The organism is Brumimicrobium sp. (assembly GCF_048268645.1).
GTDB classification, from domain to species: domain Bacteria; phylum Bacteroidota; class Bacteroidia; order Flavobacteriales_D; family Crocinitomicaceae; genus Brumimicrobium; species Brumimicrobium ulvae.
Window position 1 is genome coordinate 58,513 of record NZ_JBLWVE010000001.1, and the last position, 25,985, is coordinate 84,497.

At 35.4% G+C, this 25,985-nt stretch carries 27 protein-coding genes; 9 read left to right on the forward strand and 18 right to left on the reverse strand.

Going from position 1 to position 25,985, the window contains the following annotated elements:
• Positions 1 to 3: 3 nt before the first annotated feature.
• From ACN0U3_RS00245 to cyoE, 7 genes are read right to left on the reverse strand one after another with little or no spacing between them, the layout of a single operon-like run.
• Complete coding sequence (locus tag ACN0U3_RS00245; protein ID WP_417264685.1) at positions 4 to 537, reverse strand: DUF420 domain-containing protein; 534 nt, start codon at positions 535 to 537, stop codon at positions 4 to 6.
• Positions 527 to 1,225, reverse strand: coding sequence for an SCO family protein (locus ACN0U3_RS00250; RefSeq protein ID WP_417264686.1), 699 nt, complete (start codon positions 1,223 to 1,225; stop codon positions 527 to 529). Before ACN0U3_RS00250 ends, ACN0U3_RS00245 begins: the two co-directional genes overlap by 11 nt.
• A complete protein-coding gene (locus tag ACN0U3_RS00255; RefSeq protein WP_417264687.1) occupies positions 1,179 to 1,877 on the reverse strand; it encodes an SCO family protein in 699 nt (232 codons plus the stop codon). The genes ACN0U3_RS00250 and ACN0U3_RS00255 overlap by 47 nt, the downstream gene beginning before the upstream one ends.
• Positions 1,878 to 1,891: 14 nt before the next feature.
• Positions 1,892 to 2,251: a cytochrome C oxidase subunit IV family protein gene (locus ACN0U3_RS00260; RefSeq protein WP_417264688.1), complete on the reverse strand. Its 360-nt coding sequence runs from the start codon at positions 2,249 to 2,251 to the stop codon at positions 1,892 to 1,894.
• Between the two features lie 44 nt (positions 2,252 to 2,295).
• A complete protein-coding gene (locus tag ACN0U3_RS00265) occupies positions 2,296 to 3,375 on the reverse strand; it encodes a cytochrome c oxidase subunit 3 (RefSeq protein ID WP_417264689.1) in 1,080 nt (359 codons plus the stop codon).
• A 22-nt stretch (positions 3,376 to 3,397) separates the two neighbouring features.
• Positions 3,398 to 4,456: a cytochrome c oxidase subunit 3 gene (locus ACN0U3_RS00270; RefSeq protein ID WP_417264690.1), complete on the reverse strand. Its 1,059-nt coding sequence runs from the start codon at positions 4,454 to 4,456 to the stop codon at positions 3,398 to 3,400.
• Positions 4,457 to 4,486: 30 nt separating this feature from the next.
• Entirely contained in the window at positions 4,487 to 5,356 is an 870-nt protein-coding gene (gene cyoE, locus ACN0U3_RS00275; protein ID WP_417264691.1) for a heme o synthase, read from the reverse strand.
• Positions 5,357 to 5,754: 398 nt separating this feature from the next.
• Here cyoE and ACN0U3_RS00280 point away from each other — a divergent pair, with 398 nt between their 5' ends.
• Complete coding sequence (locus tag ACN0U3_RS00280; protein ID WP_417264692.1) at positions 5,755 to 6,981, forward strand: pyridoxal phosphate-dependent decarboxylase family protein; 1,227 nt, start codon at positions 5,755 to 5,757, stop codon at positions 6,979 to 6,981.
• Positions 6,982 to 7,004: 23 nt separating this feature from the next.
• On the opposite strand, the gene ACN0U3_RS00285 is transcribed toward ACN0U3_RS00280, so the two are convergent.
• The 3 genes from ACN0U3_RS00285 to ACN0U3_RS00295 form a co-directional block, all read right to left on the reverse strand.
• Positions 7,005 to 7,376, reverse strand: coding sequence for a hypothetical protein (locus tag ACN0U3_RS00285; protein WP_417264693.1), 372 nt, complete (start codon positions 7,374 to 7,376; stop codon positions 7,005 to 7,007).
• Positions 7,376 to 7,666, reverse strand: a complete 291-nt coding sequence (locus ACN0U3_RS00290; protein WP_417264694.1) for a hypothetical protein — start codon at positions 7,664 to 7,666, stop codon at positions 7,376 to 7,378. Before ACN0U3_RS00290 ends, ACN0U3_RS00285 begins: the two co-directional genes overlap by 1 nt.
• Positions 7,667 to 7,753: 87 nt before the next feature.
• Positions 7,754 to 8,533: an enoyl-CoA hydratase/isomerase family protein gene (locus ACN0U3_RS00295; protein WP_417264695.1), complete on the reverse strand. Its 780-nt coding sequence runs from the start codon at positions 8,531 to 8,533 to the stop codon at positions 7,754 to 7,756.
• Between the two features lie 130 nt (positions 8,534 to 8,663).
• On the opposite strand from ACN0U3_RS00295, the gene ACN0U3_RS00300 reads away from it, so the two are divergent.
• From ACN0U3_RS00300 to ACN0U3_RS00310, 3 genes are all read left to right on the forward strand, one after another.
• Positions 8,664 to 9,377 carry a ComF family protein gene (locus ACN0U3_RS00300; RefSeq protein WP_417264696.1) on the forward strand — a complete coding sequence of 238 codons (714 nt, stop codon included), beginning with the start codon at positions 8,664 to 8,666 and terminating at the stop codon, positions 9,375 to 9,377.
• 93 nt (positions 9,378 to 9,470) lie between these two features.
• Positions 9,471 to 10,679: a hypothetical protein gene (locus tag ACN0U3_RS00305; RefSeq protein WP_417264697.1), complete on the forward strand. Its 1,209-nt coding sequence runs from the start codon at positions 9,471 to 9,473 to the stop codon at positions 10,677 to 10,679.
• 91 nt (positions 10,680 to 10,770) lie between these two features.
• Positions 10,771 to 11,718 (forward strand): HEAT repeat domain-containing protein, encoded by a 948-nt coding sequence (locus tag ACN0U3_RS00310; RefSeq protein ID WP_417264698.1) that lies wholly within the window; start codon positions 10,771 to 10,773, stop codon positions 11,716 to 11,718.
• A gap of 270 nt (positions 11,719 to 11,988) precedes the next feature.
• On the opposite strand, the gene ACN0U3_RS00315 is transcribed toward ACN0U3_RS00310, so the two are convergent.
• Positions 11,989 to 13,335: a hypothetical protein gene (locus ACN0U3_RS00315; protein WP_417264699.1), complete on the reverse strand. Its 1,347-nt coding sequence runs from the start codon at positions 13,333 to 13,335 to the stop codon at positions 11,989 to 11,991.
• 221 nt (positions 13,336 to 13,556) lie between these two features.
• Here ACN0U3_RS00315 and ACN0U3_RS00320 point away from each other — a divergent pair, with 221 nt between their 5' ends.
• Positions 13,557 to 14,255: a hypothetical protein gene (locus tag ACN0U3_RS00320; protein WP_417264700.1), complete on the forward strand. Its 699-nt coding sequence runs from the start codon at positions 13,557 to 13,559 to the stop codon at positions 14,253 to 14,255.
• A 14-nt stretch (positions 14,256 to 14,269) separates the two neighbouring features.
• Here the strand turns inward: ACN0U3_RS00320 and ACN0U3_RS00325 are convergent, their stop codons facing one another.
• From ACN0U3_RS00325 to ACN0U3_RS00355, 7 genes are read right to left on the reverse strand one after another with little or no spacing between them, the layout of a single operon-like run.
• Entirely contained in the window at positions 14,270 to 14,962 is a 693-nt protein-coding gene (locus tag ACN0U3_RS00325; RefSeq protein ID WP_417264701.1) for a lycopene cyclase domain-containing protein, read from the reverse strand.
• Between the two features lie 2 nt (positions 14,963 to 14,964).
• On the reverse strand, positions 14,965 to 15,417 hold the full coding sequence (locus ACN0U3_RS00330; protein ID WP_417264702.1) for a beta-carotene hydroxylase: 453 nt from the start codon (positions 15,415 to 15,417) through the stop codon (positions 14,965 to 14,967).
• Positions 15,414 to 15,887: an SRPBCC family protein gene (locus ACN0U3_RS00335; protein ID WP_299207009.1), complete on the reverse strand. Its 474-nt coding sequence runs from the start codon at positions 15,885 to 15,887 to the stop codon at positions 15,414 to 15,416. The genes ACN0U3_RS00330 and ACN0U3_RS00335 overlap by 4 nt, the downstream gene beginning before the upstream one ends.
• A gap of 1 nt (position 15,888) precedes the next feature.
• Positions 15,889 to 16,344 (reverse strand): hypothetical protein, encoded by a 456-nt coding sequence (locus tag ACN0U3_RS00340; RefSeq protein ID WP_417264703.1) that lies wholly within the window; start codon positions 16,342 to 16,344, stop codon positions 15,889 to 15,891.
• Positions 16,344 to 17,180, reverse strand: coding sequence for a phytoene/squalene synthase family protein (locus ACN0U3_RS00345; protein WP_417264704.1), 837 nt, complete (start codon positions 17,178 to 17,180; stop codon positions 16,344 to 16,346). The genes ACN0U3_RS00340 and ACN0U3_RS00345 overlap by 1 nt, the downstream gene beginning before the upstream one ends.
• Positions 17,164 to 18,657 (reverse strand): phytoene desaturase family protein, encoded by a 1,494-nt coding sequence (locus ACN0U3_RS00350; RefSeq protein ID WP_417264705.1) that lies wholly within the window; start codon positions 18,655 to 18,657, stop codon positions 17,164 to 17,166. Before ACN0U3_RS00350 ends, ACN0U3_RS00345 begins: the two co-directional genes overlap by 17 nt.
• A gap of 3 nt (positions 18,658 to 18,660) precedes the next feature.
• Entirely contained in the window at positions 18,661 to 19,323 is a 663-nt protein-coding gene (locus ACN0U3_RS00355; protein WP_417264706.1) for a MarR family winged helix-turn-helix transcriptional regulator, read from the reverse strand.
• 128 nt (positions 19,324 to 19,451) lie between these two features.
• Between ACN0U3_RS00355 and ACN0U3_RS00360 the strand changes: the two genes are divergently transcribed.
• From ACN0U3_RS00360 to ACN0U3_RS00375, 4 genes are all read left to right on the forward strand, one after another.
• On the forward strand, positions 19,452 to 21,881 hold the full coding sequence (locus ACN0U3_RS00360) for a TonB-dependent receptor (protein WP_417264707.1): 2,430 nt from the start codon (positions 19,452 to 19,454) through the stop codon (positions 21,879 to 21,881).
• 133 nt (positions 21,882 to 22,014) lie between these two features.
• Entirely contained in the window at positions 22,015 to 24,375 is a 2,361-nt protein-coding gene (locus ACN0U3_RS00365; RefSeq protein WP_299206997.1) for a DUF2339 domain-containing protein, read from the forward strand.
• Positions 24,359 to 25,588, forward strand: coding sequence for a DUF3999 family protein (locus ACN0U3_RS00370; RefSeq protein WP_417264708.1), 1,230 nt, complete (start codon positions 24,359 to 24,361; stop codon positions 25,586 to 25,588). The genes ACN0U3_RS00365 and ACN0U3_RS00370 overlap by 17 nt, the downstream gene beginning before the upstream one ends.
• Positions 25,589 to 25,668: 80 nt before the next feature.
• Complete coding sequence (locus ACN0U3_RS00375; RefSeq protein ID WP_417264709.1) at positions 25,669 to 25,980, forward strand: hypothetical protein; 312 nt, start codon at positions 25,669 to 25,671, stop codon at positions 25,978 to 25,980.
• Positions 25,981 to 25,985: the final 5 nt, after the last annotated feature.

Here is a 25,985-nt window from a genome sequence, read left to right on the forward strand (position 1 = left end):
TTTCTAATCGCCATAATATGGAGCAATCATGATGTAAACGATAACTCCTGTCACAGCGACATATAACCAAATAGGAAATGAAAATCGTGTCCATTTTTTATGTTTTAAATAATCTCCTTGCCAAGCAAAGAAATAGGTAAATAAAACCAATGGCACTACACCCACGCTAAGAATTATATGCGAAATCAAAATGGTGTAATACAGGGTTGTGCTTTCCCCACCGTATGGGGTACTGTCTGAGGATATGTGATACAGAACATACAAGACCAAGAACAATAAAGAACAAAGCAAAGCCGTTTTCATTAGGTTTTGATGAAGGGTAATTTTCTTGTATTTGACCGCAATTAATGCACTTACCAACAACACCGCTGTTATTCCATTAATAGTTGCATAAATTGGTGGTAGAAAAGAAAAATCTAGACCTTCTACTTTAATTTCGAAAAGCAGTGCTACGGCAAGCGGGATAACAATAGATAAAGCTACAATTATTTTTTTAAATGACTTTATCTGAGCAGGAGTTTTGACTTTACTTTGCATTGAGTAACAATTTAGCATCTTTAATTAATTGTTTACGACTATCAGGATCAAGTCCATCGTAAATACCACGAATATGTTGATTTTCATCAATTAAGACGAAGTTAGAACTGTGTGCAAATCCACCGGGAGCTTGCTCATCTGCATTGGCAAACAATTGGAAGCCATCAATACCCAGGGCATGAGTTTCAGCTTCATCACCAGCCAAGAAATACCAATTATCAGCGGTAATTTCATGTCGTTCTCTGTATAATCGAAGACGTGATGGTGTATCTCTATCCGGGTCGATGGAAAATGAGAGGAATGCTAAGTCCTTTTGGTATGCGCTCAAAGAATCTGATACACCACGCATTGCTTTTGTCATAGGAGGACAAATTGTAGGACAGTAAGAAAAGAAGAAATCTGCAATCCAAATTTTATTCTCAATGCTTTTAGAATTCAGCAATACTGAATCATGTGTTAAATACTCCCATTGCGGAACAGTATGGTAAACAGTATCTCCTACTTCGTATTCCTCAGTAGCTTGATAGACAACATCATGGTGACCATAAAATGGTAAATCAACTTGTTTTTGCTTCTCTTTATCAGAAGTACAAGAAGATTGAAAAACAAATAAGGATAAAATGAGAAAGAAGAATAGAGATTTACTGTTCTTCTTTTGTTGCGTTTTCTGATCTTTTCTCTCTTGCATATTGCTTATCTAAAAGTGAAACATGTTGTTTAAAATCACGGATCAAACCTTCTTGGTTTCCTCTTCTAACAAGTCTCAATTGATTTTGTTTATCGACAATAAGCATCGTTTCCAGATAAGATTTACCTGCATAAGTATCTTCTGCAGTTGTGGAATAAAGGTTTACCCCATTATTCTCAATATCATAGATTTGCCTTGGATCGCCAGTGGCTAAATTCCAAATAGTAGAATCGTATCCCTCAATCATATCATTCATGGTGAAAAGGATTTCATCTAGGTTTTCAACAGGATTTCCATCTTTATCTGTAACAATAGAAATGATTTCAACGTGACCATAACGTTTTTGACTCTTTCTATAATCTTGATAGATTTGAAGATTAAATTTAAAAATATCAATAGCGCAATGCTGCGGGCAAGAAGTTTGAAGGGTTGTAAACAAAGTAATCTTTCCTTCTTGCGTTTTGTTATTGATTACTTTACCATCTGCTCCAACAAATTCGTAGGCTGGCATTTCAGCATAAACGGGAAGTTCTTGAAAGTTATGTTCACACTTTCCCATTGAAATCATAATCAAGAAGGCTGCTGGTCCAAAAACCACAAAAATCACCAGAAGGGGCTTCCAAAAGCCCCCTTTTTTCTTTTTCTTTTCCAAACCAGTTGAAGTTACTAGTGCATTCTTGGATATAACGCTGCACCTTCGGCCAGACCTATAAAAATAAGATAAGTCATAAAAATCAAGTATGGAAGAAGAACGATCCACTTCAATGCTTTTTTCTCATCTCCAAGGTGCATAAACGTCATCACGATGTATGCTGCTTTTACAATTGTTAGTAGAATGAACAATACCTTTACAGTAAGCCACATGCTACTTCCTTGCTTCACCATCGCACCGAAGAATACTTCTACTAAGGTTACAATAGAAAGAATCAATGTAACTTTCCAAATCTTTTTTCTAATCTTTTTCCCTTCCTCTTCTGAGTGATGGTTATCTAAAGAATATTCTATAATGTCGTCTCTTTGTTCCATGTTATATTAAATATACAAATGAATATCTAGTGCTAATTTCTTATTTATATCAAGTAGAAGAATGTAAATACAAACACCCATACTAAATCGACAAAGTGCCAGTATAAACCAACTTTCTCGACCATTTCGTAGTGACCTCTTTTTTCATATGTACCTTTCAATACGTTGATGAAAACAATGATCATTAAAATAATTCCGATAGATACGTGGAATCCGTGGAAACCAGTTACGAAGAAAAAGAAGTGTCCATAAGTTTGTGGGCCATATTCATTCTCATGAAGATTCGCACCATAAACAACGTTTCCTTTAGAAAGAGCTTCATAGTATAAGTCTACAGAACCATCTGCTTCGTGAATTCTTGTACTTTCATCAGCTGCAGAAGAAACAGCGTATTCTTTTCCAGGTACCTTTACAATCAATTGAAGGTTCTTATCTGCTTCTTTATTTACTTTAGCAACAGTTCCATCATGAAGCGTAATCATCATTGCTCCTGCAGTTCCTGACAGCTTTCTTTTTGCCGCTGCATGTTGAAATGCGTGCATTAAATCTCCGTCTTCAGCTGTAATGTTGTCGTTAGTAATTTTAGTCCCAACACCTTCATAATGTGAACCAGGACGAACGATTTCAAAATCGTGAATTTTTCCAAACTCCCCTTTTGCTGTCGCTACAGAACCATCGCTTAATTCTACACGTCCGAAATTCGTTCCATGAATAAAGTGTGACCATTCCCAAGCTTGAGAACCGACAAACACAAGTCCTCCTACAATTGTAGCCAACAACCATTTCGTAACTCCTTTTCTGTCCATTCTGTGCCCTGCTTCAACACCAAGAACAATAGTCACCGAACTAATAATCAAAATAAACGTCATCAATGCAACGTATGCAAGTGGATAGCTACCTGTTAAAAACGGTAAGGCATCAAATGTTTCCTCACCAATTGGCCAAGCTCCCCCATAGGAGTACCTTGTTAAACCAAAGGCTACCAAGAATCCACCGAATGTCAAAGCATCCGATACAAGGAAAAACCACATCATTAACTTACCGTAACTTACGCTAAAAGGTGAGGTTTTACCACCCCAATCCACTTTATTAGCTTTCATCTCTTTAGAAGCGTGTCCTGCCATTTTGAATTTGTTTTGTGCGAATTTAATGAATAAAAAGTAAAAATAGTAATAAATATAACCATAATACACCTAAAAAGTGCCAAAATATCGATCCAGCACCTAAAGATATCGCCATCTTGTAAGCGTTCTCCTCTGAGTATGAGCGAACTGACATATAAATCAACATAATCAATCCTACCACAACATGAAGAAGGTGAAGTATTGTAATGACATAAAAATAAGCTGTACTCATGTCGGTATTTCCTCTCAAAAGCTTGTTTTGAAGATTTGCACTTAAGGGTTGACCTTTATACATTAGGGTACGTTCATGATAATCCAATTCATTTCCATTGTAAAACAACCTAAAATCTTTCCCCATTTCTCCTTGCATAAAGAAATCTGCGCGATCGTCTTCAATGTTTTGTACCAATTGTCGCAACCTTTGAAAGTCTAATTCTTCTATCCGTTCTCCATTGGGACGAATAAACTCCCCATCCATAAAGTTTAAAGGTTCACTTTTATACAATAAAGTAAATTCACCATAGCTGATGTTCTTACCTTTTAAATCCTCAAGAAGCGGAACATTAAATTGAGCTGCGAATGATTTGAACGCTTCCTTATCTTCCCCCTCTAGCTTCTCTCCTTTAAAGTAGTATTGATTATTTTCAACCGTTAGGTACTCCCCTCCTTTTTTAATTTCATAGTAATCACCATACCGACCATCATCAACGATAATATGAGTTACCCAATGCGCTCCACTTTTAACAAGTGCCTTATATCCTAAAAATTGAAAAGTACCAAAACCTATTCCTAAGAATAAAGTTGCAACAATTAGCATTCGTGCCTTTTTTAATTGATTTGATTTAGCTGCTTTATGGGCTAAAAACAAAACCAGACTACTCAGAACAATAATCGCTGTACTGATAAAAAACTCTTTAGGAATATCCACCTTTACCCAAAAACTGTCTCCCATAGAAACAATGTATGCCGAGGTGAATCCAGCAAACATCATTGTAATACTCAAAATCACAACCCAAACGAGGTTTCTCTTCACTTTCGTTTGAACCTCTACTGGATATGAATCGTCAAAATTTTTCTTCATGACTTATAATTTTAATAACTGTTCTCTCTATTATGTTGTAAAAAAGAAGTATTTATCAATGACATAGACAAACTGTATCAAAGGTAAATAAATGAAAGAAGCGAACATTAATTTTCTAGCATCTTTGTCGTCTAGGGTCAGGTAGAGTCGATACGCATATAAAAAGAATATCAATCCCAATACTGAAGCAAACATTACGCTAAAAGCACCTACAAAATTAAGCACCCAAGGAAATAAAGTAAAAGGAATCAACAACAAGGCAGACAATGCGATTCTAAATGCAGAGGTTTTTGATTTTCCGGAACCTGAAGGCAACAAATAAAACCCAGCTTTTTGGTAATCATCATGGGCAACCCATGCAATGGCCCAAAAGTGTGGGAGTTGCCAAACGAACTGTACAAAAAACAAAGCGCCCGGCATGGCCGAAAACTCATCAACTACTGCAATGGCTCCTAACATTGGAGGTATAGCGCCTGGGAATGCACCAACAATAACGGCCCAAGGTGTAACCTGCTTTAATGGGGTGTAAATAAATGCGTAAGAAACATAGGCAATCAAACCTAAGATCATTGCATTCAGGTTTAATTGATACAACATCCACGATCCAAGCCCCAAAGACAAAACAACGACACTATAGGCTTCCGCCAAGCTCATCGAACCACGAGGTAGCGGACGTTTTTCAGTACGCGACATCATTTTATCTAGTTTACGCTCCCATATTTGATTGCTTCCATTACTGGCGGCAGTCACAAGAAATCCACCTATCATTAGATAAAAAGCTTCAAGCCATGTTCCTCCACCTGCAAATAAAAAACCAGATAAGGCAGAAATAATCACAGAAAATGATAATCTAAACTTCGTAAATAAAGCGTAATCTTTAACTTTTGAATTTCCCCCCATGACCTATTGCTCAGGTTTTAATTTGTTTTTATTCGTGCGACAAAATTAGTGATTATTTTAGCTATTCTTAACAAGAAATGAAATCATTATTCATTCTTATTGCATTTTAAAGGAGTTTTAGGTCTTTTATACTGATACAAACAGCTGTGATTTACCACTATTTCAAGTCAATGCAACACAAAAACCTTGGTAATGGGTCTATTTTTATTTGAATTTCATTTCAGCGATTTAAGCTATAATTCATAAGAACTATCTTATTCTGTAGGGCAACACTTGCTTTTTACAATAAGACAAACCGATTGCTGATTCAATATATTTCCAAAACTGACAAATCTCAAGGACTTAAAATTAGAGAAACCTTACAGATTGATTATTTTTGCCCGAAATAAAACTGGGCTATGTATAAATATTGGGATAAAAAATCAGACGAAGAAATTAGAGACATCGTTTTTCAGGCTTTAGATCAAAACGTAAATTACGACGAACAAAACGTTTTAGGCCTTCCAGCTTCCTATTTGGATAGAAATGTTTTTAATCAAGATGCTAGCTTTTTAAAAGATGCTCCATTTTTATCTACGCTGATCAAAAACCCAAATCATATCGGATGTCATAGTTTAGGAAGTTCTGAATCTTACTTTAAAGGTACACAAGAGATAGAGCGTGATTTAATAAAAATTTGCGCCCACGATGTTTTGAATGGATCAACCAATGAAGCGTTTGACGGTTACGTTGCTTCTGGAGGTACTGAAGCCAACTTGCAAGCCATTTGGATTTACCGCAACTACTTTAAACAAGAAAAAGGGTTGAAAAATGAGGAGATTTGCATTTTGACTTCTTCAGATAACCACTACTCTATGGACAAAGCGGGAAATGTTTTCAGCATGCCGGTTCAAAAAGTTGAAGTCACAGAAAACGGTCGTTTTATCACTGAAGAAAGTGTGCAAGCTGCAGTTGACATTCAAAAATCGAAAGGCGTAAAAGCATTTGTTGTTGTTGCCAATATGATGACCACTATGTTTGGTTCGGTTGATGAACCTGAATATTATTCAACTGTCCTTGAGCGTGAAGAACTTGATTATTTCATACATGTAGACGGTGCATACGGTGGGTTTTATTTTCCTTTTTCACAAAAAGAACACCATTTGGACTTCAGGAATCCGAAAATTTCTTCTGTTACCTTAGATGCTCACAAAATGGCACAAGCACCTTATGGTACAGGAATATTTGTTGTAAGAAAAAACCTGATGCACTACACCAACACCAAAGAGGCAAGTTATGTTGAAGGTGAAGACTATACTTTGATAGGAAGTCGTTCTGGAGCCAATGCTATTGCCGTTTGGATGATTTTATCAAAATACGGCCCATTTGGATGGATGGAAAAAATATTCATTCTACAAAAACGAACTGCATGGATGTGTGAAAAGTTAGACGAACTCAAAATTAAATACTACCGTCACCCTTCATCCAATATTATCACCATTAAAAATGAGTTTATTTCTGATGAAATTTCTCAAAAGTATGGATTGGTTCCCGACAACCACAAAGATCCTAAATGGAATAAAATTGTAATCATGGATCATGTTACCATTGAAAGATTAAGTGAATTAATCGCAGATCTGAAGTAATAATGGGTGGTGAAAGATAAACCTTAATTATCTTCAGCATTCTTCATTAAAACTCTTCTCCAAAAAACATAGGCTGTTCCACTTATAAAATAACAGAGAATATCCCATGGGTCGTAAACGTATTGTGGACTTTGTTGAGGCAGGAAAAACTCAAAAAAGACTGAGAACATAATTACACTGAGGAAAACCATTGCGATCGGCAATTCTAACTTTGGTGAGTTCTTCATTTTCCGAATGATCCACAACGCGAAAGTATTGACCAGAAAAATACTGAGTAAGTCGGCCAAGTAACTGGTAATAAACACAGGTAAAACAACATCGGTTTGTTTTAACCCATAATACACCGCATAACATGTGGCCAAAACGAGAAAAAGCGGGTGCGAAATGGTCTTCATTATCCAGCTGCCATCGAAGCAATATACATTATAATCATCACGATTCCAGCGTACAACATCCAGATCCCCATCAACACGTAATAGATTAGCCTCAAAAAAGGATTTTTAGATGTCCTCAAGTATTCCAGGGCTCTTTTCAGCTTTGAAGGTGGCTTTGGTGGATGCAATCGATCATGCTCTTTTTGCTTGATTTCATCCTTAACTTCCTGACTAATAATATAACCGCAATGCTCACAAACTTTAATGTCGCTTGACCACTTTTTACATTGAAAACAAAGTGCTTTTTTCATAACTTCCTACATATTCGGATACGCTATTTACGCATTCGATGATCCACCCCTCCTTACAGAACAGTCAAGGCATTAGAATGTTTGGCATTATTTCTTTTTGAATGCGCTTATGGCATTGATCGTAAAGTCAGACAAAACCAATTGACCACTCATTGCAGCACGATCTTGTAATAAAGTATCCCAATTTTCAGTTCCTTCCCAGAAAATTCCTTTCAATAGACGCATCGCTTCAGGATTTGAGGAAGCCAATTTATTGGCTAAAGTTTCAACTGCAGCATCCATTTCCTCGATGTTCTCGAAAATCTCTGCATACAATCCTTTTTCCTTTGCCCATTCAGCGCTTTGCCATTCTGTTGCATTGATGGCCAACTGACTCATAGCAGAGGTACCTACTTTTCTTTCCACTGCAGGTCCAACAACAAAAGGTCCAATCCCAACAGCCAGTTCCGATAATTTTACCGCTGAGAACTTAGTTGCATAGCAATAATCTACTGCTGAAGCAAGTCCAACTCCACCTCCAACAGTCTTACCTTGAACACGTCCAATAATTAACTTTGGACATTTTCGGCAGGCATTGATCACATTAGCAAAGCCCATAAAAAACTGTTTTCCAACTTCAAGGTCTTTTATCGAAATCAATTCATCGAAACTTGCACCAGCACAGAACGCACGGTCACCTTCAGATTTCAACACCATTACTTTTGCCTCATCGTTTTGACCCAACTCAGTAATAGTATCTGCTAACTTTTTCAATACACGACCAGGTAAAGAATTACTCAATGGGTGATTAAAAATCACGGTTGCAATTCCTTTCTCATTGATTGAATACTTAACATCTCCTTGATTAATCGCGTCTGCTGTGCTCATTATTTTCTGTTTAAAATTGACTCCCAAAATTAAAGATTTGTCCTTACAATTGACAATTATTGAGCGTTAATTATTATTTCTTGCATAATTGTCTTAAATTGAGTGCAGCTTAATTCAATTGCCTACGCATATGATTCCAAAAATTGCTTCTACACTAAAACTGTATACCGATGGTATATACTCCTTGCTTTACCCTTGTTATTGCATCATTTGTAACAAAGAACTCAACGTTCAAAATGAACATTTTTGCTTCTCATGTGAACACGATCTACACTATACCTTTTTTGAAAAGTATGAAGATTACACCTTAGCTGATGAAATCTTTTGGGGACGACTAAACATTGAAAATGTATATTCTTTGCTTTACTTTGAAGACCAAAATTCGACCAAGGAGATTTTACATACCATTAAGTACAGAGAAGGGAAAGACCTCGGCCGACAAATGGGAAGGATGATGGGGCAGCGTTTGAAAGATCACCCGAAGTATAAGGACATCGACGCACTGGTTCCCATTCCGGTTCATTCAAAAAAAGAGTTTTCACGTGGATACAACCAAAGCTTATTGATTGCTGAAGGAATGAGCGAAATTTTAGAAATTCCAATTCTTGATGCACTCTACAGAACAACGCATGACGAATCACAAACAAGAAAAAGTAAAGAGGAACGCTATGAAAACGTGAAAGGAAAATTTGCCCTGAAAAAAGAAGGACTCAAAAGTCACCGACATGTGCTTATTGTAGATGATGTTTTGACCACAGGCTCTACCCTAGAGTTTGCAAGTCGGGCGGTAATGTCCCGTGGAGAAGTAAAGGTGAGTTTGGCTACAGTTGCAGTGGCGAGATAGGAATGATTATAAAGTTTTGGATATACGCTGGTCTTTTTAAATTTGAATGAACATGTAGATAATAAGGGTAAGACCCAATTTTTTTTAACTTTTATGAATATTAAACTCACACCATTTTTAACAACATTTATTTACCTTTTAGCTGCTTTTTCAACATCAAGCGTATTTGGACAAATAATTTACACACCTACTTTTATAAATCCATGTACAGGTGAGAATGCAAAAAATGTAAATTGGTACCTCTCCGATTCAACAAGGGTCTATGTTAGCGAAGACCTAGAATCTAATTATGTTGTATTGCCTAATTCAGGAACCTATAAACTTCACATAGATTTTGATGACCAAGACAGAAAAATTGAAATAAAGGATGAAAAACATAAGCAAGATACCATTGTCTTAAAAAGACTTACACTCATACACATTATAAGTAATCCACCAACAAGTAGATATTTAGATTGTAACAAACTTGCCAACGGCAGTGTTATAGATTATTATGATAATGGTAACAAAAGAATTCAAGGTCTTTTTAGTGAGGGAAAACCAGTAGACACAGTGTTTGAATTTTATAGAAATGAGCACATTTATAAATTGACAATATCAACAGGCCAACACTGGAAGGAGGTTAGTTATTTCAATGATGGACAAATAAAATCTATTTACGATACTAAAGCAAGACAACAAAAAACTTATGATCAGATGGGTGTCTTAAAAAAGCAAGTAAGATGGTCCAGAAGAAAGGGAGCCAAAACAAAGGAGTATTATAAAAATGGAGGTATACACATTGTAAGCACAAGTAAGAAACAGAAAAGATATAATTCAGGTGGTCAGTTAGTGGAGAAAATTAGACGAAAAAAGATCTCCATACTTGATATGTTCATGAATAGAAAAACCTCTATAGGACAGCAAAGAACGTATAAGTATATTTGGAAAACTTTTGGAAAACACAGAAAAATTAAAAGTAAGTTTACATTTTGCCAAGTTGGGTTTTTAACTCAAAACTTCCCTGATAGTTTGAAGTTAAAGTCAATTGAAAACCAATTAAAAGGATGTTGGAATACAAAGTATTATCAATTTAAGTATAATCCCACAAACAATCTAGGAGGCGAATACAAAAGTAGAATAAAATCATCCGCACCGATTTTCAACCTTGTATTACAAGAGCACGAAGTCTACCTCAAATGGTTAGAGCTCACAGGTGGTCATCATCTTCAAAGAATTATCTGGATTAAAGACAAAAAATTAAAGGTTGAAAATGCCAATGGGTCAAAAAGCATCTATCGTAGAAATGAAGAATGCAAGTAAGCAATTCAAGAAATAAAAAACCAATTAGAAAACATTGCAGATTACCTTTTAAAATAATTATCTTTATCTCACACTATAACAAACCTCACTTATGAAACTTAACGCGATTCTTTTGTTGTTTATTTTTATCCTTGGAATTCAAAAAAGCACGTACGCAGAAACTTGGAATGAACCTTGGCAAAAAGACATTCTTAAAAATGCAGATTTTTTTGTTTTGGCAAATGTGATTAGCAATGAGGAGGATGTCGGCACTACAATCGAAATTCTCAAACACTTTGGCAATCAATCGCTCAGTGGAGAAGTTTTAATCAATGGGTTTTCCCTACTCGACATTAGAAGTTCATCAGGTCATGGTGTTCATTTGAACTTCGAAAAAGGGCAAACACTCTATTTCCTTTTGACGAAAGGGGAAGATGGAAATTACACTCTACCAACGCCAAGCTCAGGTTTTGCAGGTGTTGATGAAGAAAAAAATGTTTATGCCACCTACAGACACAGCTATCATCAAGCTTTGGTCCCTCAAGAAGTCTATGAAAAAACATACTCGGAAATTTGGAACTATTATAAAACCTCTAATTACGATCAGGTGTTCGTTATGGATTTTATTCATGAAAATCTTGCCCAACCTCCTGCAGGATTTGAACCTGAAGATTTAAACACATTTTTCATGCAGCATGTTGCCCTCGAAATGGCTTTTTTACTAGACATCAGTATAGACCTTCAACAACTGAAAGCTTTTGTGGAATATGACAACTTTCACGCTAATATTTCTGCATTGCAACTGTTAGGGAATTCAAAGGATGAAGATGTTAAGGAATACCTTTTTAATTATATTAAAAACGAAAAGAATGAGAACTTCCAAAAAGTAATTGCCATTTGGTCTTTGCGAAAAATCGGTGATCAAAAGTACATCAATAAACTAAAGGCTATAAAGAACAAACTCTCGGAAGACCAAACAGGCTTTGGTGGAAACATCATGGATCCGCGTGTTGGAACCTACTTCCCTAGTCCCAAAAGAGCTGTTGAAAACCTGAAGTAAGACTTCTCTTTTTTATTAGCAAAGCATTAATTACAAAAAACAACGATGAAAGCAATAACTACACTCCTATTACTCCTCTTTTGTCTAACAACATTCGCACAAGAAAAAAAGTTTGATTTTGGATTCAGTGTTTTTCCTAATTTATTACAAGGAGCAAATAGCTGTAGTAGTTACATAAAGCTTTAGTAAAAAAGAAAAAACAAGCGCTTTAAAAAAGACGCTTGTTTTAAATGTTAAATTAGAAACTTCTATTTTAGTTATCCACCAATATTAATCAACCTTATAGATTAATGCTCTCTTAGTGTTTCCTAAAGAATTTTTAAATCCTTCAAAATCGATTCCAATGAATTTATCACCCACGGTGCAAATAACATCAATTTGATCTGTTTTACTACGCTTAACTCCCGTAATATATGACAAGTATATCTCTGCAAAAGACAAATCCTCTTCAAACGTAATCTCCTCACCTTCGGAAGAATTAAGAACGATATTTGACTTTGATTTTTTTGAGATAATAATAAACTTCCCACTTTCAGTTACATGAAAAGCGTGGCCTCTAGATTTACCATTCTCACTAGCAAAAGAAAATTCATTTGTGGGTGAAATAACATTATCTCCACTTAGGTCCATGTTAAATGTTAAAAACCCTTCTTTTTCGATATCTCTTTTTGTTCCTTCTTTAATATTTTTAAAGTAAGCATACATTTTTAAGCCCTCATCAGTATAAACAAAATTAGTAAATGCCCCTAATGTTGAATAAATGTAAGTGCCTTGTCCCTTGTGCACTATTCTATTATAAGATGTAAATACACGTTCGGATGCTTTGTAATCAATATCTACACTGCCTTTAGAGTTAATTGTATAGCCTGCGAAGCTAATGGTATTCTTAACTTCCTTTACATTGACAAAGTTTTCCAAGTCTAATGTTTTAACAGTAATATTTAATCCCATTTCATCATGTCTTAGTTGGATTAAAGAAAAATCTTTTTCTCCCAGTACAAACTTTACTTTTGAAATACCATCTTTCTCCCATAATTCATAACTATAGTCAGAATCAAAGTTAATTGCATTATAAGTCACGTTAAAGTCATGGTCAATTTTTAGCACATGATGTTTTTTATGATCAGTTGTACCAACAAAAATTATCCCTCCCTTATATGCTCCAAGATAACACTGTTCTAATTTTTTAACGTCCTTCGCTAAGCTTTTAAATTCACCTGTATATTTAATACTTTTCTCTTTAACATTTCCTGATTTATCAACCTGATGAATGTTGAGTAATTCAGTTTTTGAGGTTTTCTCTAATAATGCTGTTTTGGTAAAAGGCATATTTACTAAATAAGCATATTCAGATTCGTTATGTACAACACTTGAATTATTAAAGTTAAACCCAGTTATTTTGGTGTTCCATTTCATATCTCCATTTTCAGTGAAATACTGAAATTGACGAGATTTTAATACAACAGCATAGGCTTGAGTTTGAACTACTCCAAGGTAGCCATCTCCCCAAGGAACAAGATCTTCAAAAGAGCCTCCACTAGACCTCAATTCTACTTGAGCGTTGATGGTTATTGTAAACAGCAGTGCAAAGGCAGTTAGTAATGATTTAAATTTCATAAGTTTTTTTAAAAAATATTCGACAAATATACCAAAATAAGGGCGTAAATGATATTTAAACACAATTTATTGATAAAACGATGCGTAAATTGCTATTAGTCAAACCTCAACAATTTAAACAACAAGCAGTACCCCAAATCAATCATCTTTGCTGTTTTACTAATTTAGACTATATTAGTCTCTATAAAGATGTTTTATACAAATCCAAGATACACTCGACCATGAAAAAAACAACTACTTTCATCCTACTCCTCTTTTGTCTAACAACATTCGCACAAGAAAAAAAGTTTGATTTTGGATTCAGTGTTTTTCCTAATTTTTCACTCGGAGTAATTTCGAATAATGGAGGGTTTTCTCCAGGAGAAGAAGCATATAAAAAAATGGAAACTTGGAAACCTTCGATCAGCGGAAATATTTTTGTTTCCTACAACCTGAATGAGAAGTCAATTCTTGGAATAGGTCTAGGATATCAAAACAATGGCGAAAGGACTCATAAAATGGACCTGGTTTTTGGTAATTATCCTTATACAATCCCAGATCCATCACTGCCTACTCATGGAAAATTTGTATACAACCACCACAATATTGAAATCCCCATATTTTATCAGCGAATGATAGGAAATAGGTTTTATGCCATTGCTGGAACAAGCATCATTCTGAACATATCAAATACCGTGACCAGTCATAAATACTTCGCCAATGGTTCAGAATCTATTTCTACATCGGAAGATGAATCAACCAATTTTAGACGCTTCAATTTTACAGGAAATATTGGTTTTGGATTGAATTACCTCAATAAAGAAAAGGTCAAATTATTCGTTCACCCCTACCTTCAATTAGGCGTTTTAGGCATTTCAAAATCTGCAGTTTTCAATCGCAATATTTTGTCTTTTGGAATTTCGACTGGAATAAAGTTTTAACCATTAAAAGCACTCTATTCATAAGAAGGTCGCTTAAAACGCTTAAATAAATACACCACGATTAAAAATTGAGCATATCCATACACGGCATCTTCAATGGGAATGGTGAGCATTCGTAGATTAAAAAAATGATCGGGATTATAATTAACAATCGGAGAATCTATTCCTGTACCAGTAAGGACTCCGTTGACCATAAAGAATCCAGGAAGTAAAATAATAAATACAAAGGATGCTTTACCTATCCAGTCTACTTTTGCGATATAATAAAGGTAAATTACTGTCCCAGCTACAACTAACCCTGTAACAAATGGATAGATTTTATCATGGAAAATGATGGCTACCCCTACTCCAACAAGAACAGTAATCCATGTTAAATACTTACTGAATACATTGGTCCAGTCTAAATTAAAGAACTTATCCAGACAGTAATAAGTGAAGACACAAGCAAAAGGAATACAGAAAAAGAAGAGCATTTCCTCTAAAGGCAATCCGAGTAAAACGATTCCCGTTGTGTAGTTTGTATCAAACCACCACACCCCCATTTTAGTAAACCACACATCCCATGCGATAAAAGGAACAGCGGCGACAAAGGCAGCTTTTAGGTAGGCTCCAAAATGTTGATGAAACAAAACCCTACGATCAAAAGATGCGATAAAACAAATGATAATTGTAAAAAAATTGATGAGCAAATAAGTATAAGGCTGCATATTTATTTTTTATTAAAATACATTTTGAAATATTTCACTGGCACCCATAAAAAACCAAAACATTCTCCTTCATGCTTTCCCAAATGCTTATGGTGCTGCTTGTGCGCTCTTCGAATGGCCAACAAATATGGATTTTTGGTGTTTTTTAGAAAAGAAAAACGCTGATGAATAAAGATATCATGAACGAAAAAATAAGCCATTCCATATAAAGCAATACCCAATCCAATGTAGAAAATGTAATTAAAGCCTTGTGTACTTCCATAGTACATCACAGCGATAACTGGCAGCGCAAAAATCAAAAAGAAATAATCATTTTTCTCAAACGGACCTTCTGTACTGTGGTCATGATGATCTGCATGTAGACTCCATAAAAAGCCATGCATAACGTACTTATGAATGAGCCACGTAGCACCTTCCATTGCAAAAAACACTGTGATTACAATCAATATATTCATTTCATATTGTTTTTTGAATTAAACAAATCGTCGGTCACTTTATTGCGGAAAGCAAAAATATTCTCCAGCTTCTTCCTTACAAACATACTATGGGCTATTTTACCTAAAATACCAAAAGGCAATTCATAATCGATGGTGTCTTTCATCAAAACACCTTCTTCATTCGGGATAAATTCATGGTAGTGATTCCAATATTTGTATGGCCCTTTCTCTTGAAAATCTGTAAAGCTTTTTAAATCCTCAACTTGTGTAATCCGTGTTTTCCATTTCATCGGAATACGCAACACAGGAGAAACTGTATAATTAATCTCCATCCCTTCATACATTGGTACTCCTTTCACGTCTGACTTCACAATAAAGTTCATGTCTTTTGGCGTAATTCGAGCCAAATTTTCAGGTGCAGAGAAAAACGCCCATGCTGTGGATAAATCACACTTTAATTGTTGACTTCTTTGTAATTGATACCTCATCTTATTCGTTTAATAGTGCATTGACCATCTTCAACAATTCGGTTGAATGAATGGTGTTTTTGTATTTTTTAATAAATCTTTCATCTTCTTCTATTGCGGAAGAATAGCCCAAAAATGAAGGGGCATTTTTCTGAACAGACAATCTTACAAACCTTAATTCTAAAGAATTGGGATCGCTTTTGATGGCCTTTTCGATGTTTCGTTTTCCTTCATTAAAAGTGTTGAGCTTGGAAACAGGATTGAAAACATGATTGGCCCAGACCGTTTGGAATCCGCCAAGATAGCCCAACAAAACAGTGCTGTTCTTATTCTTTTTTAATTCAATAATCATGGCATCACAAACCAACTCATTAGCGGCTGCTGAACTATAATTTTTGCGAACAGTTTCAACTTCTATGCTTTTGTCCTCACTTAATAGTCCAAAAAATATTGACAAAATAATAAGTGTTGCTTTCATTATAAAAGTGTTGTTTTGTATTGAACATAACTGCTCAACATCATCGTCATTTTCTTTGCATTTGGAATCCGTACACGTTCAGTAACGATTTTCTCAGCTGAGGTTTTTTGAATTTTCTTAAACAATGACCAATAGTATTTATACGCCAAATAAACCCCAAATCTTGCCGATACAGGAAGTTTTCTAATGCCAATTAAAGCCTCTTTAAACTCTTGCTCAATATCCTTTTCAATTTCACACTTCACACGGTTACAGAACATTTCCATTTCTATCCCCGGAAAATAAGTTCGTCCTAAAATCTGATAATCATCCTTTAAGTCCCTTAAGAAATTGACTTTTTGGAATGCAGAGCCTAATTTTTTCGCATAGGGTTTTAATTCCTCAAACTCTTTTTTATCTCCATTGGTGAAAACCTGTAAACACATTAAGCCCACCACTTCAGCCGACCCATAAATATATTCGTTGTACAATTCTGAATTATAATCCACCTGCTGAAGGTCCATTTCCATGCTGTGCAGAAATTGATCTATCAAAACCTTGTCAATACTATATTTGTGTACCGTTTCTTGAAAAGATTGCAGCAAAGGATTCAACGCTATTTTTTCTTCTAAAGCTAACGCTGTTTCCTTTTTAAAGCGATTCAATAGTTTTGCTTTGTCGAAACCGTGAAAGCTATCTACTATTTCATCGGCCAATCTTACATAACCGTATATCGCATAAATTGCTGGTCGAATTGAGGGTTTAAGGGCCAATATTCCCAAAGAAAAGCTGGTGCTATACTTTTTAGTGGTGCGTTTACTCACCTCATAGGATAATTCATCAAATAGTCTTTTCATAGTGCTTTAGTTTAAGGTTATTTACTTCAAGCGCCACAATCTTTCCAGAGATAATAGAAGGAGGAACACCCGGACCAGGAACAGTTAATTGCCCTGAATAGAATAAGTTTTTGATTTTCTTATTGTTAATTTTCGGTTTTAATACTGCGGTTTGAGACAAGGTGTTTGCTAAACCGTAAGCATTACCACCATAAGCGTTATAGTCATTTTTAAAATCACTAACACAGTAACTTTTTTTGTAGACAATTTTATCGATTAAGTTTTTGCTTCCAGTGATTTTTTCAATCCTTGAAATCATTTCAAGCAGGTATTTTTCGCGCGTACTTTCATCGTCACTAATTCCTGTTGCCAATGGCATCAACAAGAACAAGTTTTCTCCATTTTCAGGAGCAACATTGGGGTCAGTTTGGGAAGGACAACAGACGTAGAACAAAGGCTTATCGGGCCACTTTTTCTCACCATAAATACTTTCAATATGGTCATCTAAATCATTCTCAAAAAAGAGCGTGTGGTGTTTTAAGTTCGGGATACGCTCATTCACTCCCAGATAGAAAATCAGACTTGAAGGAGCAAAAGTGCGGTCTTCCCAGTACTTTTCTGTATAATTCCTGTAGGCTTTTGGCAAAAGTGTTTCCGTGTGATGATAATCTGAAGAAGCAATGACAGCATCAAACTCATGTAATTTACCATCAATTAATAAGGAAGTTATTTTCCTCTTTTCAGCATTGATTTTTTCTACATTCTGATTAAAATGAAATGTTGCCCCTTGCTGTTCCGCTACTTTTTTCATGGCCAATACCAATTGATAAAAACCTCCCATAGGATACCATGTTCCTAGTCCATAACCACCATAATTCATTAAACTATAAAGCGCTGGAATGTCTTTCGGGGAGGCGCCTAAAAAGATGACTGGAAATTCCATCAAGGCCCTTAACTTAGGATGCGAAAAGTATTTTCCAACATAGCTCCTGAAATTAGTGAGCAGGTCCAACTTTAAAGCACTGCTTGCAATTTTAGGGGAAACAAATTCCCACCAACTATAGCAAGGTTTATTGACAAATTGCTGCATCCCCACTTCATATTTGAATTGGGCAGATTTCATAAAAGCATCTAGCCGCTTTCCTGCTCCTGGTTCTAATCCTTCAAATAATTCTTTAAGCTCTTCATAGGATTCTGGAACAGCAACTGACCCGTCTTCAAAGATCATATCAAACTGTGGATTCAAGGAGACCAAATCGAAGAAATCAGTGGCGTGACCACCAAAATCCTGAAAAAATTGATCGATAATGTCTGGCATCCAATACCAACTTGGACCCATATCAAAGGTATACCCATTATCAGTAGTGAATTGCCTAGCGCGACCTCCAGGCTGATTGTGTTTTTCATATACATGAACCTCATTTCCTTCTTTAGCAGCATATGCCGCGGCAGAAATCCCTGAAAAACCAGCGCCTATAATTGCAATTTTCTTTTTCATCCTTTAATTCATATTTATTCCTTTGACCTTCTCGAGTAACTCTGATGGATCGATGTTCTTATTGTAAATCGGCAAGTGAAAATCATTGAGTTTATTCAATAAACGTATTAGCTCCAGTTTTTCAAAGTGCGTTAAATCTCCTGTTACAATTTCCGTTGCCTTACGAATTTTATCCATTTGCTGGTCTAATGCAGTCAGCCCTTTCTTATTGATGTTGATGATTTTACTGCGCTTATCCTCTTTCGAATCTTTCTGGTCTACCCAACCTTGTTTTATCAATCGATTGATGATTTGCATTCCTGCAGGCTTCTCTTGAACATTCTTTTTAATTAAATCCATTTTAGTCATCGCTCCAAAGGCCTTTAAATTGATGAGATAGATGAAGTCTTCTTGGGTAGAAAACTCAGAGTCATAAATGGCCGACTTCGAATAAGTTCTAGCATATCGGTTCATGTGAACAATCAAAGTGTTGATCACACTTTCAGGACTACGTCCTTTATCTTTTCCTTCCCAATCTGGTTCTTCTTGGGCAAATCCTCCTTGAAATGATTTTACCATCCATTTTTTGAATCCTTCAACGTTGTCTTCAAAGTTTTTATTCCCTTTGTTTTCTTCTTCAAAGTCTTCAACTAAATCAAGTACATTTTTGATTAAATCGTAATTCATAATTTTAACACCTTTCTATTTAGTATACAAATGTACTACTTTAGATTAAAAAGGTATAATTTTCTATCATTTATTTTACTTTAGAAAGAAAATTAGTCTATTTTTGTACTGTATTTTTGAAATGAATTATGAAAACAGCATTTATTCTACTAATATCAGTTTTAACATCCGCTCTTCTTTTCGGTCAAAATAAAGGTGTGATTACTGGAACTGTAAAAGACAAGAATTTGCAAGATCTTCTAATAGGTGTTGTGATTACGCTTCAAAATGAAAAGGATACCCTAAAGACTCGGACCGATATTGATGGGAAATTTAAAATCGAAGCTCCGGTAGGAAAATACAATTTAGAAACTTACTATCTAGGATACGAAGTTTACAATAAATACAATATCAATCTGGGTTCGGGTAATGCCATTGTAGTAGAAATCGAATTAGAAGATCAATCAGAAGAGTTTGGTGAAGTCACAATTAACGCTTCAAAACTGGTAAAAGCAACCGACATGACCACTCCCTTATCTACCCAAAAGCTTACCGCAGAAGAAATTAAAGTAAATCCTGGAGGTAACTTTGATGTTTCTAAGGTGATTCAAGTATTACCTGGAGTTGCAGGAGGAACGTCACCCAATAGAAACGACATCATTGTAAGGGGTGGTGGACCCAGCGAAAACGTTTATTATTTAGATGGCATAGAAATTCCCGTTTTGAATCACTTTCAAACACAAGGTGCGAGTGGAGGTGCAACAGGAATTTTAAATGTATCTTTTATTCGAGATGTGCAATTGACCTCTTCGGCTTTTGATAGTCGATACGACAATGCTTTGGCTTCAACGATTGTAATTAAACAAAGGAATGGAAATCCTGACCAACTGAGTGGAAACTTTAGACTTTCAGGAAGTGAGGCAGCAGCAACTTTAGAAGGCCCATTGGGTAAAAAAACCACCTTTATGGCTTCTGCGAGAAGGTCCTATTTGCAGTTTTTGTTTAAATTGATTGATTTACCCATTCGGCCAGACTATTGGGACTTTCAATACAAGATTAACCACAAAATAGATTCAAAAACAGAACTCAACTTTATAGGAATTGGCGCTATTGACAATTTCAAACTGGCTGTGCCAAAGGACGCTGATGCAACTACGGAGTACATCAACCGTTCGAATCCTCTAATTAAACAATGGAATTATACAGTAGGTACATCATTAAAAAGACTGATAAAAAAGGGGTATTTCACAGTTGCTTTAAGCAGAAACATGTTCTTTAACGGAGCCGATCGTTATGCTAACAATGCCCTTATGGAAGGTCCAAAATTATTGAGTTTAAAAAGTCACGAAATAGAAAACAAGCTGCGTCTCAATGTCAACAAGTTTATGAATGGATGGAAAGTAAGTTATGGAATCAGTGCTCAATATGTAAAATATGATTTAGATTTATTCAATACCATTCAAGATGAATTAACAGATTCAACAGGAGCGACAATCTCTCCTGCGATTAACTTTTCTACTGCATCAAATATTGATTTCTTTAAATTTGGAGCTTATGGTCATGTGAGCAAATACTTTTTAAAAGATCAACTTTTACTTTCTGGTGGTTTACGTTCAGACATGAATACCTACACAAAAAATGGGCTCAACCCACTTGAAACCATCTCACCGCGTTTGTCTACCGCATATTCATTTAATGACAAATGGAATATCTCAGCATCTGTAGGTTCTTATCATAAGCTGCCTGTTTACACCGTACTAGGATATAAAGACATGACGGGAGAATTAGCGAATAAGAATTTAAAATACATCAATTCTATTCACTACACAGTGGGGAGTCAATTTATTCCTAAAAAAGACCTTCGATTTACCCTAGAAGCATTCTATAAAGATTACAGGAACTATCCTGTCTCCTTGACAGACAGTATTTCTCTGGCCAATGTAGGGACAGGATTTTCAACCGTTGGAAATGACACTTATGCATCAACGGGAAAAGGACGGGTTTATGGAGTAGAGGCATATGTACAACAAAAATTAATAAATCGTTTGTTCTACATCATAAGCGCCACAGTTTATAAGTCCGAATTTTCAGGAGCAGATGGAATTTTTAGACCTTCCACTTGGGACTATGGATTTGTTTTCTCGACTACCATGGGCTATAAATTCAAAAAGAACTGGGATTTAGGTGTAAAATATCGCATTTCTGGTGGTCAACCCTACACTCCTTTCGACCTATCTGCTTCAAGACAAAATTACTTAACAAGTGGAGTCGGTACGCTTGATTACACCCAATTAAATGAGGAGCGATTACCCGTTTATCAACAATTTGACATTCGTGTGGACAAAAAATTCAACTTCAAAAACGTAAGTCTTACCTTGTTTGTTGATATCCAGAACTTGTTTATGTTTAAAACACCAAGGGTACCCAATTATACCTTTGAGCGAAATGCAGACAACACTGGATTTAAAACCACAGATGGCAACCCGATAAAGTCTGATGGTAGCAATGGAATTCCCGTAATTCTAACTGACCCTTCAGCAACGGTAGTTCCATCGATTGGGTTTATTTTTGAGTTTTAGCGTCTTGTGAAGGATTAATATCAATTTCAAATCATAATTATTTTAACTATTCGATAATTACTAATCATAGAATATAGTTCATTCAGCATATTTGACTATTTTTATTCTATCATTACTCACTTATTGGAAAAGCATGAATGAAAATCAAGCCCAATTAAATCAGCTTATTCATAAGTTGGAAATACTTCAAAAGAGACAGGATGCTTTTTCGAAAGAAATAATCGACCTAAGCAATGAAATCAACAGATTAAAATCGAAAAGTCTTGAGGATCGTTCAGAAAAAGAACTCGCCAAGTCAGAGGTAACTCCAGAGCCGTTTGCTGAAAGTAAAAAAGAGCTGTCTTATAATGAGGATCAAAAGGTACAACAGTCAGCAACCAAATCTTCGCAGAAAACTGAAGCTCAAAAAGCTACACCAAGAATTAAAAAAGACATTGAAAAATTTATCGGAGAGAACCTCATCAATAAAATTGGTATTGCGATACTCATAATTGGAGTTGGTATAGGTGCTAAATACTCTATTGAACATGATTTAATCAGCCCATTAACAAGAATTATCTTAGGTTATTTTACTGGAATTGGCTTGTTGTTATTTGGAATAAAACTGAAGAAAAACCTTGAAAGTTTCAGTGCTGTCTTAGTGAGTGGAGCAATTGCAATTATGTATTTCATTACCTATGCAGCCTATGGTTTTTACGATTTGTTTCCACAGATGATGACCTTCGCCCTGATGGTGTTTTTTACAATATTCTCGGTCATTACCGCAATTCATTACAACCGACAAATTATTGCACATATTGGTCTTGTAGGCGCTTATGCCGTTCCATTCTTACTGAGTGAAGGCTCTGGAAAGATAGAGATGTTGTTCAGCTATATGCTCATCATTAACATTGGCATTCTGATTATTGCTTTTAAGAAATATTGGAAAGCGCTTTACTATTCTTCATTTGCTTTAACCTGGTTGATTTTAATCACATGGTATTTAACAGCCTATCAAAGCCATCAGCACTTCGGAATGACCATCGCTTTTCTACTGGCTTTCTTTGTGCTTTTTTACCTCATGTTTTTAGTTTACAAATTAAGAAAAAGTGAAAGATTTGCCTTTTCTGACATTTTCTTACTGGTTTTTAACTCCTTTATTTTTTATGGAGTTGGTTTTAATCTGTTAAGCAAACACCCAGGAGGAAGTGAATTATTGGGTGTGTTCACTTTATGCAATGCAGTGCTTCATTTTATCATCAGTGTTATTATTTACAAGAAAAAACAAGCCGATAAAAATTTCTTTTATCTCGTTTCGGGACTCGTTTTAATATTCTTGACCATCGCTGTTCCTATTCAATTGGACGGAAATTGGGTGACCATGCTTTGGGCAGGAGAAGCAGCGTTGCTCTTTTGGATCGGAAGAACTAAAAATGTTCAGGTATACGAAGTTCTGGCTTACCCACTCATGCTATTGGCATTTTTCAGTATCAACCATGATTGGTCCACAGTATATAGGGTTTATTCGGTCGAAAATTTCAAACCATCGATTACCCCTCTATTCAATATCAACTTCCTCACCTCTGTGTTAGTTATTCTGTCTTTTGGCTTTATGACTTACTTGAACCGTAACAAACGATTTCCTTCAGCACTAAATCAACACACTGGATTACTTAACATTGTTGCCATTCTGATACCCTCCCTTTTTGTTTTTACGCTTTATCAAGCCTTAAGAATGGAGATTGCTTGTTATTGGGACCAAAGATATGCAGCCTCAATGATTAACATTAAAGATGAGAACGCACAAATCATAGACTATTTTAGTAATTATGACTTAAAGCAGTTTAAAAGCATCTGGACTATTAATTACACCTTGCTCTTTACCTCATTACTTTCTTTTTTGAACCACAAGAAAATAAAGAGTAAACTTTTAGGAACAGCAAATACAATCTTCATTGTTTTAACAATAATCGTTTTTCTAAGTAGTGGGCTTTATGATTTGAGCAGATTAAGAAACACATTTACTTCACAGCATCTTGCAGAATATTATTCTATTAATGCATTCTATATCGGAATTAGATATGTTTCTTTTGCTTTTGTAGCTTTTGCACTCTTTGCCTGTTACACATACGTAAGACAAGAGCCGAAACAAAAATATCTACGAACTGCTTTTGAATTCTTACTGCATACAACTACTATATGGATTGCCAGCAGTGAATTGATCAATTGGATGGACCTTGCTCAAACAAACAATAAATTTGGGCTAAGTATTCTTTGGGGAACGTATTCATTATTCTTAATTGTTCTTGGGATTTGGAAGAAGAAAAAGCACCTGCGTATAGGCGCCATTATTCTCTTAGGTATCACCCTCGTTAAACTATTCCTGTATGACATTTCACATCTGAATACCATCGCAAAAACCACAGTTTTTGTCTCTTTGGGTGTGCTTTTACTTGTTATTTCCTATTTATACAATAAATACAAACACATAATTTCGGATGAAAATGATCAATAAAATATTTATACTTTTCTTATTATCAAGTTCATTCATCTATGGACAAATGGAAGAGTATACTTACAAACGTGAGTTGGTTTCCCCTTCTGACCAATGGCATGAGCTTAGTCTTCCACAAGAAGTATTTGGCAAGACAACTCCTAATTTAAAGGACATACGGATATATGGCATTACAGCGAGCAATGACACCATTGAAGCACCCTATTTATTAAGGGTCAGTAGCGATAAAGTAGTCCAACAAGAAGTTGAATTTAAAACGCTGAATACAGTTCAAAACAACAATGGCTATTACTTTACTTTTGAACTCCCAAGTGTAGCATCAATCAATCAAATAAAACTGGACTTCATACAACAAAATTTCGATTGGAAAGTCAAATTAGAAGGAAGTCAAGATCAAAATGAATGGTTTACGGTTCTCAAAGATTACCGAATTATGTCCATTCGAAATGCGTTTACCGATTTTCAATTTACACAACTCAGTTTTCCAAGTTCAAAATTTCGTTATTACCGATTACATATTCGCAGTAAAGTAAGGCCAGCATTGTCTAATGCAAGCATTGCACAACACGAAAAAATAGCGGGTGAATTAATACATCATACCATTAAAAAACTTGAAATCAAAGAGAACAAACAGAACAAACAAACAGAAATCGATGTTGAAATGACAACACCTGTTAGGGCCAGTCGAATTAAAATTGATGTCCAAGAGGCTATTGACTACCATCGTCCAGTGACTATCAAATATCTAATCGATAGTACAAAAACCGAAAAAGGTTGGATTTATAATTACGGTGTCTTAAGCTCTGGGACTTTGAACTCGTTAACTGAAAATGAACTTTCGTTTAAGAGCACTACCCTAAAGCAATTAAAAATCATCGTTCACAATCACGATAATCAAGCACTTAAAATTGATTCTATACAGGTCAGCGGCTATTCCCATAAATTAGTCGCTCGGTTTACCACTCCAGCACGATACTTTTTATGCTACGGAAATCAAAAAGCAAAAGCTCCAACCTATGATATTCAACAATTTGCTGATCAAATTCCTTCCGTTATTTCATCCCTAAAAATAGGCCAGGAAATCAATATTAAAAAAGATCAATCTTCGATTATTGAACCACTTTTCAAAAACAAAGCTTGGCTATGGATAACAATGGGAGTTATCATCTTATTATTGGGTGGATTCTCATTAAAAATGATTCAGAAAAAATAAAGCAAACCATAAATAGTCATTCAAAAATAAGTATTTTAAAATAAAAATGTAAATTCAGCACACAATATACCTCACTCAAAATGAATAGGTTGATACGGAAATCCCTACTTGTCGGATCATTATTTTTATTGTTCTCAAATTCACTTGGACAAGGTGATAGCTTACGCGGTTTACAAGCCGAAACGCTTTTACATCCTGCTGATGGTTTCACAGCTTATACTTTAAAAAAGAATGAATTCGTTTATAATCAATCTCCTTTTACATTGCCTTTTCCAAGTTGGGCATGGTGGGGGATCACAGATCGTATTACCGCTGAATATCTTCTTTTCTGCCTATTTTCCCTTATTTTTATTGGCAATGGACTTTTCAAAAGAAAAATAAAAAGTGATTAGCTAAA

Excerpts from the sequence above, each read along its gene's own strand:
- ACN0U3_RS00245 (WP_417264685.1), bottom strand. The coding sequence starts at position 537 with ATGCAAAGTAAAGTCAAAACTCCTGCTCAGATAAAGTCATTTAAAAAA.
- ACN0U3_RS00250 (WP_417264686.1), bottom strand. The coding sequence starts at position 1,225 with ATGCAAGAGAGAAAAGATCAGAAAACGCAACAAAAGAAGAACAGTAAA.
- ACN0U3_RS00260 (WP_417264688.1), bottom strand. The coding sequence starts at position 2,251 with ATGGAACAAAGAGACGACATTATAGAATATTCTTTAGATAACCATCAC.
- ACN0U3_RS00265 (WP_417264689.1), bottom strand. The coding sequence starts at position 3,375 with ATGGCAGGACACGCTTCTAAAGAGATGAAAGCTAATAAAGTGGATTGG.
- ACN0U3_RS00270 (WP_417264690.1), bottom strand. The coding sequence starts at position 4,456 with ATGAAGAAAAATTTTGACGATTCATATCCAGTAGAGGTTCAAACGAAA.
- cyoE (WP_417264691.1), bottom strand. The coding sequence starts at position 5,356 with ATGGGGGGAAATTCAAAAGTTAAAGATTACGCTTTATTTACGAAGTTT.
- ACN0U3_RS00280 (WP_417264692.1), top strand. The coding sequence starts at position 5,755 with ATGTATAAATATTGGGATAAAAAATCAGACGAAGAAATTAGAGACATC.
- ACN0U3_RS00285 (WP_417264693.1), bottom strand. The coding sequence starts at position 7,376 with ATGAAGACCATTTCGCACCCGCTTTTTCTCGTTTTGGCCACATGTTAT.
- ACN0U3_RS00290 (WP_417264694.1), bottom strand. The coding sequence starts at position 7,666 with ATGAAAAAAGCACTTTGTTTTCAATGTAAAAAGTGGTCAAGCGACATT.
- ACN0U3_RS00295 (WP_417264695.1), bottom strand. The coding sequence starts at position 8,533 with ATGAGCACAGCAGACGCGATTAATCAAGGAGATGTTAAGTATTCAATC.
- ACN0U3_RS00300 (WP_417264696.1), top strand. The coding sequence starts at position 8,664 with ATGATTCCAAAAATTGCTTCTACACTAAAACTGTATACCGATGGTATA.
- ACN0U3_RS00305 (WP_417264697.1), top strand. The coding sequence starts at position 9,471 with ATGAATATTAAACTCACACCATTTTTAACAACATTTATTTACCTTTTA.
- ACN0U3_RS00310 (WP_417264698.1), top strand. The coding sequence starts at position 10,771 with ATGAAACTTAACGCGATTCTTTTGTTGTTTATTTTTATCCTTGGAATT.
- ACN0U3_RS00315 (WP_417264699.1), bottom strand. The coding sequence starts at position 13,335 with ATGAAATTTAAATCATTACTAACTGCCTTTGCACTGCTGTTTACAATA.
- ACN0U3_RS00320 (WP_417264700.1), top strand. The coding sequence starts at position 13,557 with ATGAAAAAAACAACTACTTTCATCCTACTCCTCTTTTGTCTAACAACA.
- ACN0U3_RS00325 (WP_417264701.1), bottom strand. The coding sequence starts at position 14,962 with ATGCAGCCTTATACTTATTTGCTCATCAATTTTTTTACAATTATCATT.
- ACN0U3_RS00330 (WP_417264702.1), bottom strand. The coding sequence starts at position 15,417 with ATGAATATATTGATTGTAATCACAGTGTTTTTTGCAATGGAAGGTGCT.
- ACN0U3_RS00335 (WP_299207009.1), bottom strand. The coding sequence starts at position 15,887 with ATGAGGTATCAATTACAAAGAAGTCAACAATTAAAGTGTGATTTATCC.
- ACN0U3_RS00340 (WP_417264703.1), bottom strand. The coding sequence starts at position 16,344 with ATGAAAGCAACACTTATTATTTTGTCAATATTTTTTGGACTATTAAGT.
- ACN0U3_RS00345 (WP_417264704.1), bottom strand. The coding sequence starts at position 17,180 with ATGAAAAGACTATTTGATGAATTATCCTATGAGGTGAGTAAACGCACC.
- ACN0U3_RS00350 (WP_417264705.1), bottom strand. The coding sequence starts at position 18,657 with ATGAAAAAGAAAATTGCAATTATAGGCGCTGGTTTTTCAGGGATTTCT.
- ACN0U3_RS00355 (WP_417264706.1), bottom strand. The coding sequence starts at position 19,323 with ATGAATTACGATTTAATCAAAAATGTACTTGATTTAGTTGAAGACTTT.
- ACN0U3_RS00360 (WP_417264707.1), top strand. The coding sequence starts at position 19,452 with ATGAAAACAGCATTTATTCTACTAATATCAGTTTTAACATCCGCTCTT.
- ACN0U3_RS00365 (WP_299206997.1), top strand. The coding sequence starts at position 22,015 with ATGAATGAAAATCAAGCCCAATTAAATCAGCTTATTCATAAGTTGGAA.
- ACN0U3_RS00370 (WP_417264708.1), top strand. The coding sequence starts at position 24,359 with ATGAAAATGATCAATAAAATATTTATACTTTTCTTATTATCAAGTTCA.
- ACN0U3_RS00375 (WP_417264709.1), top strand. The coding sequence starts at position 25,669 with ATGAATAGGTTGATACGGAAATCCCTACTTGTCGGATCATTATTTTTA.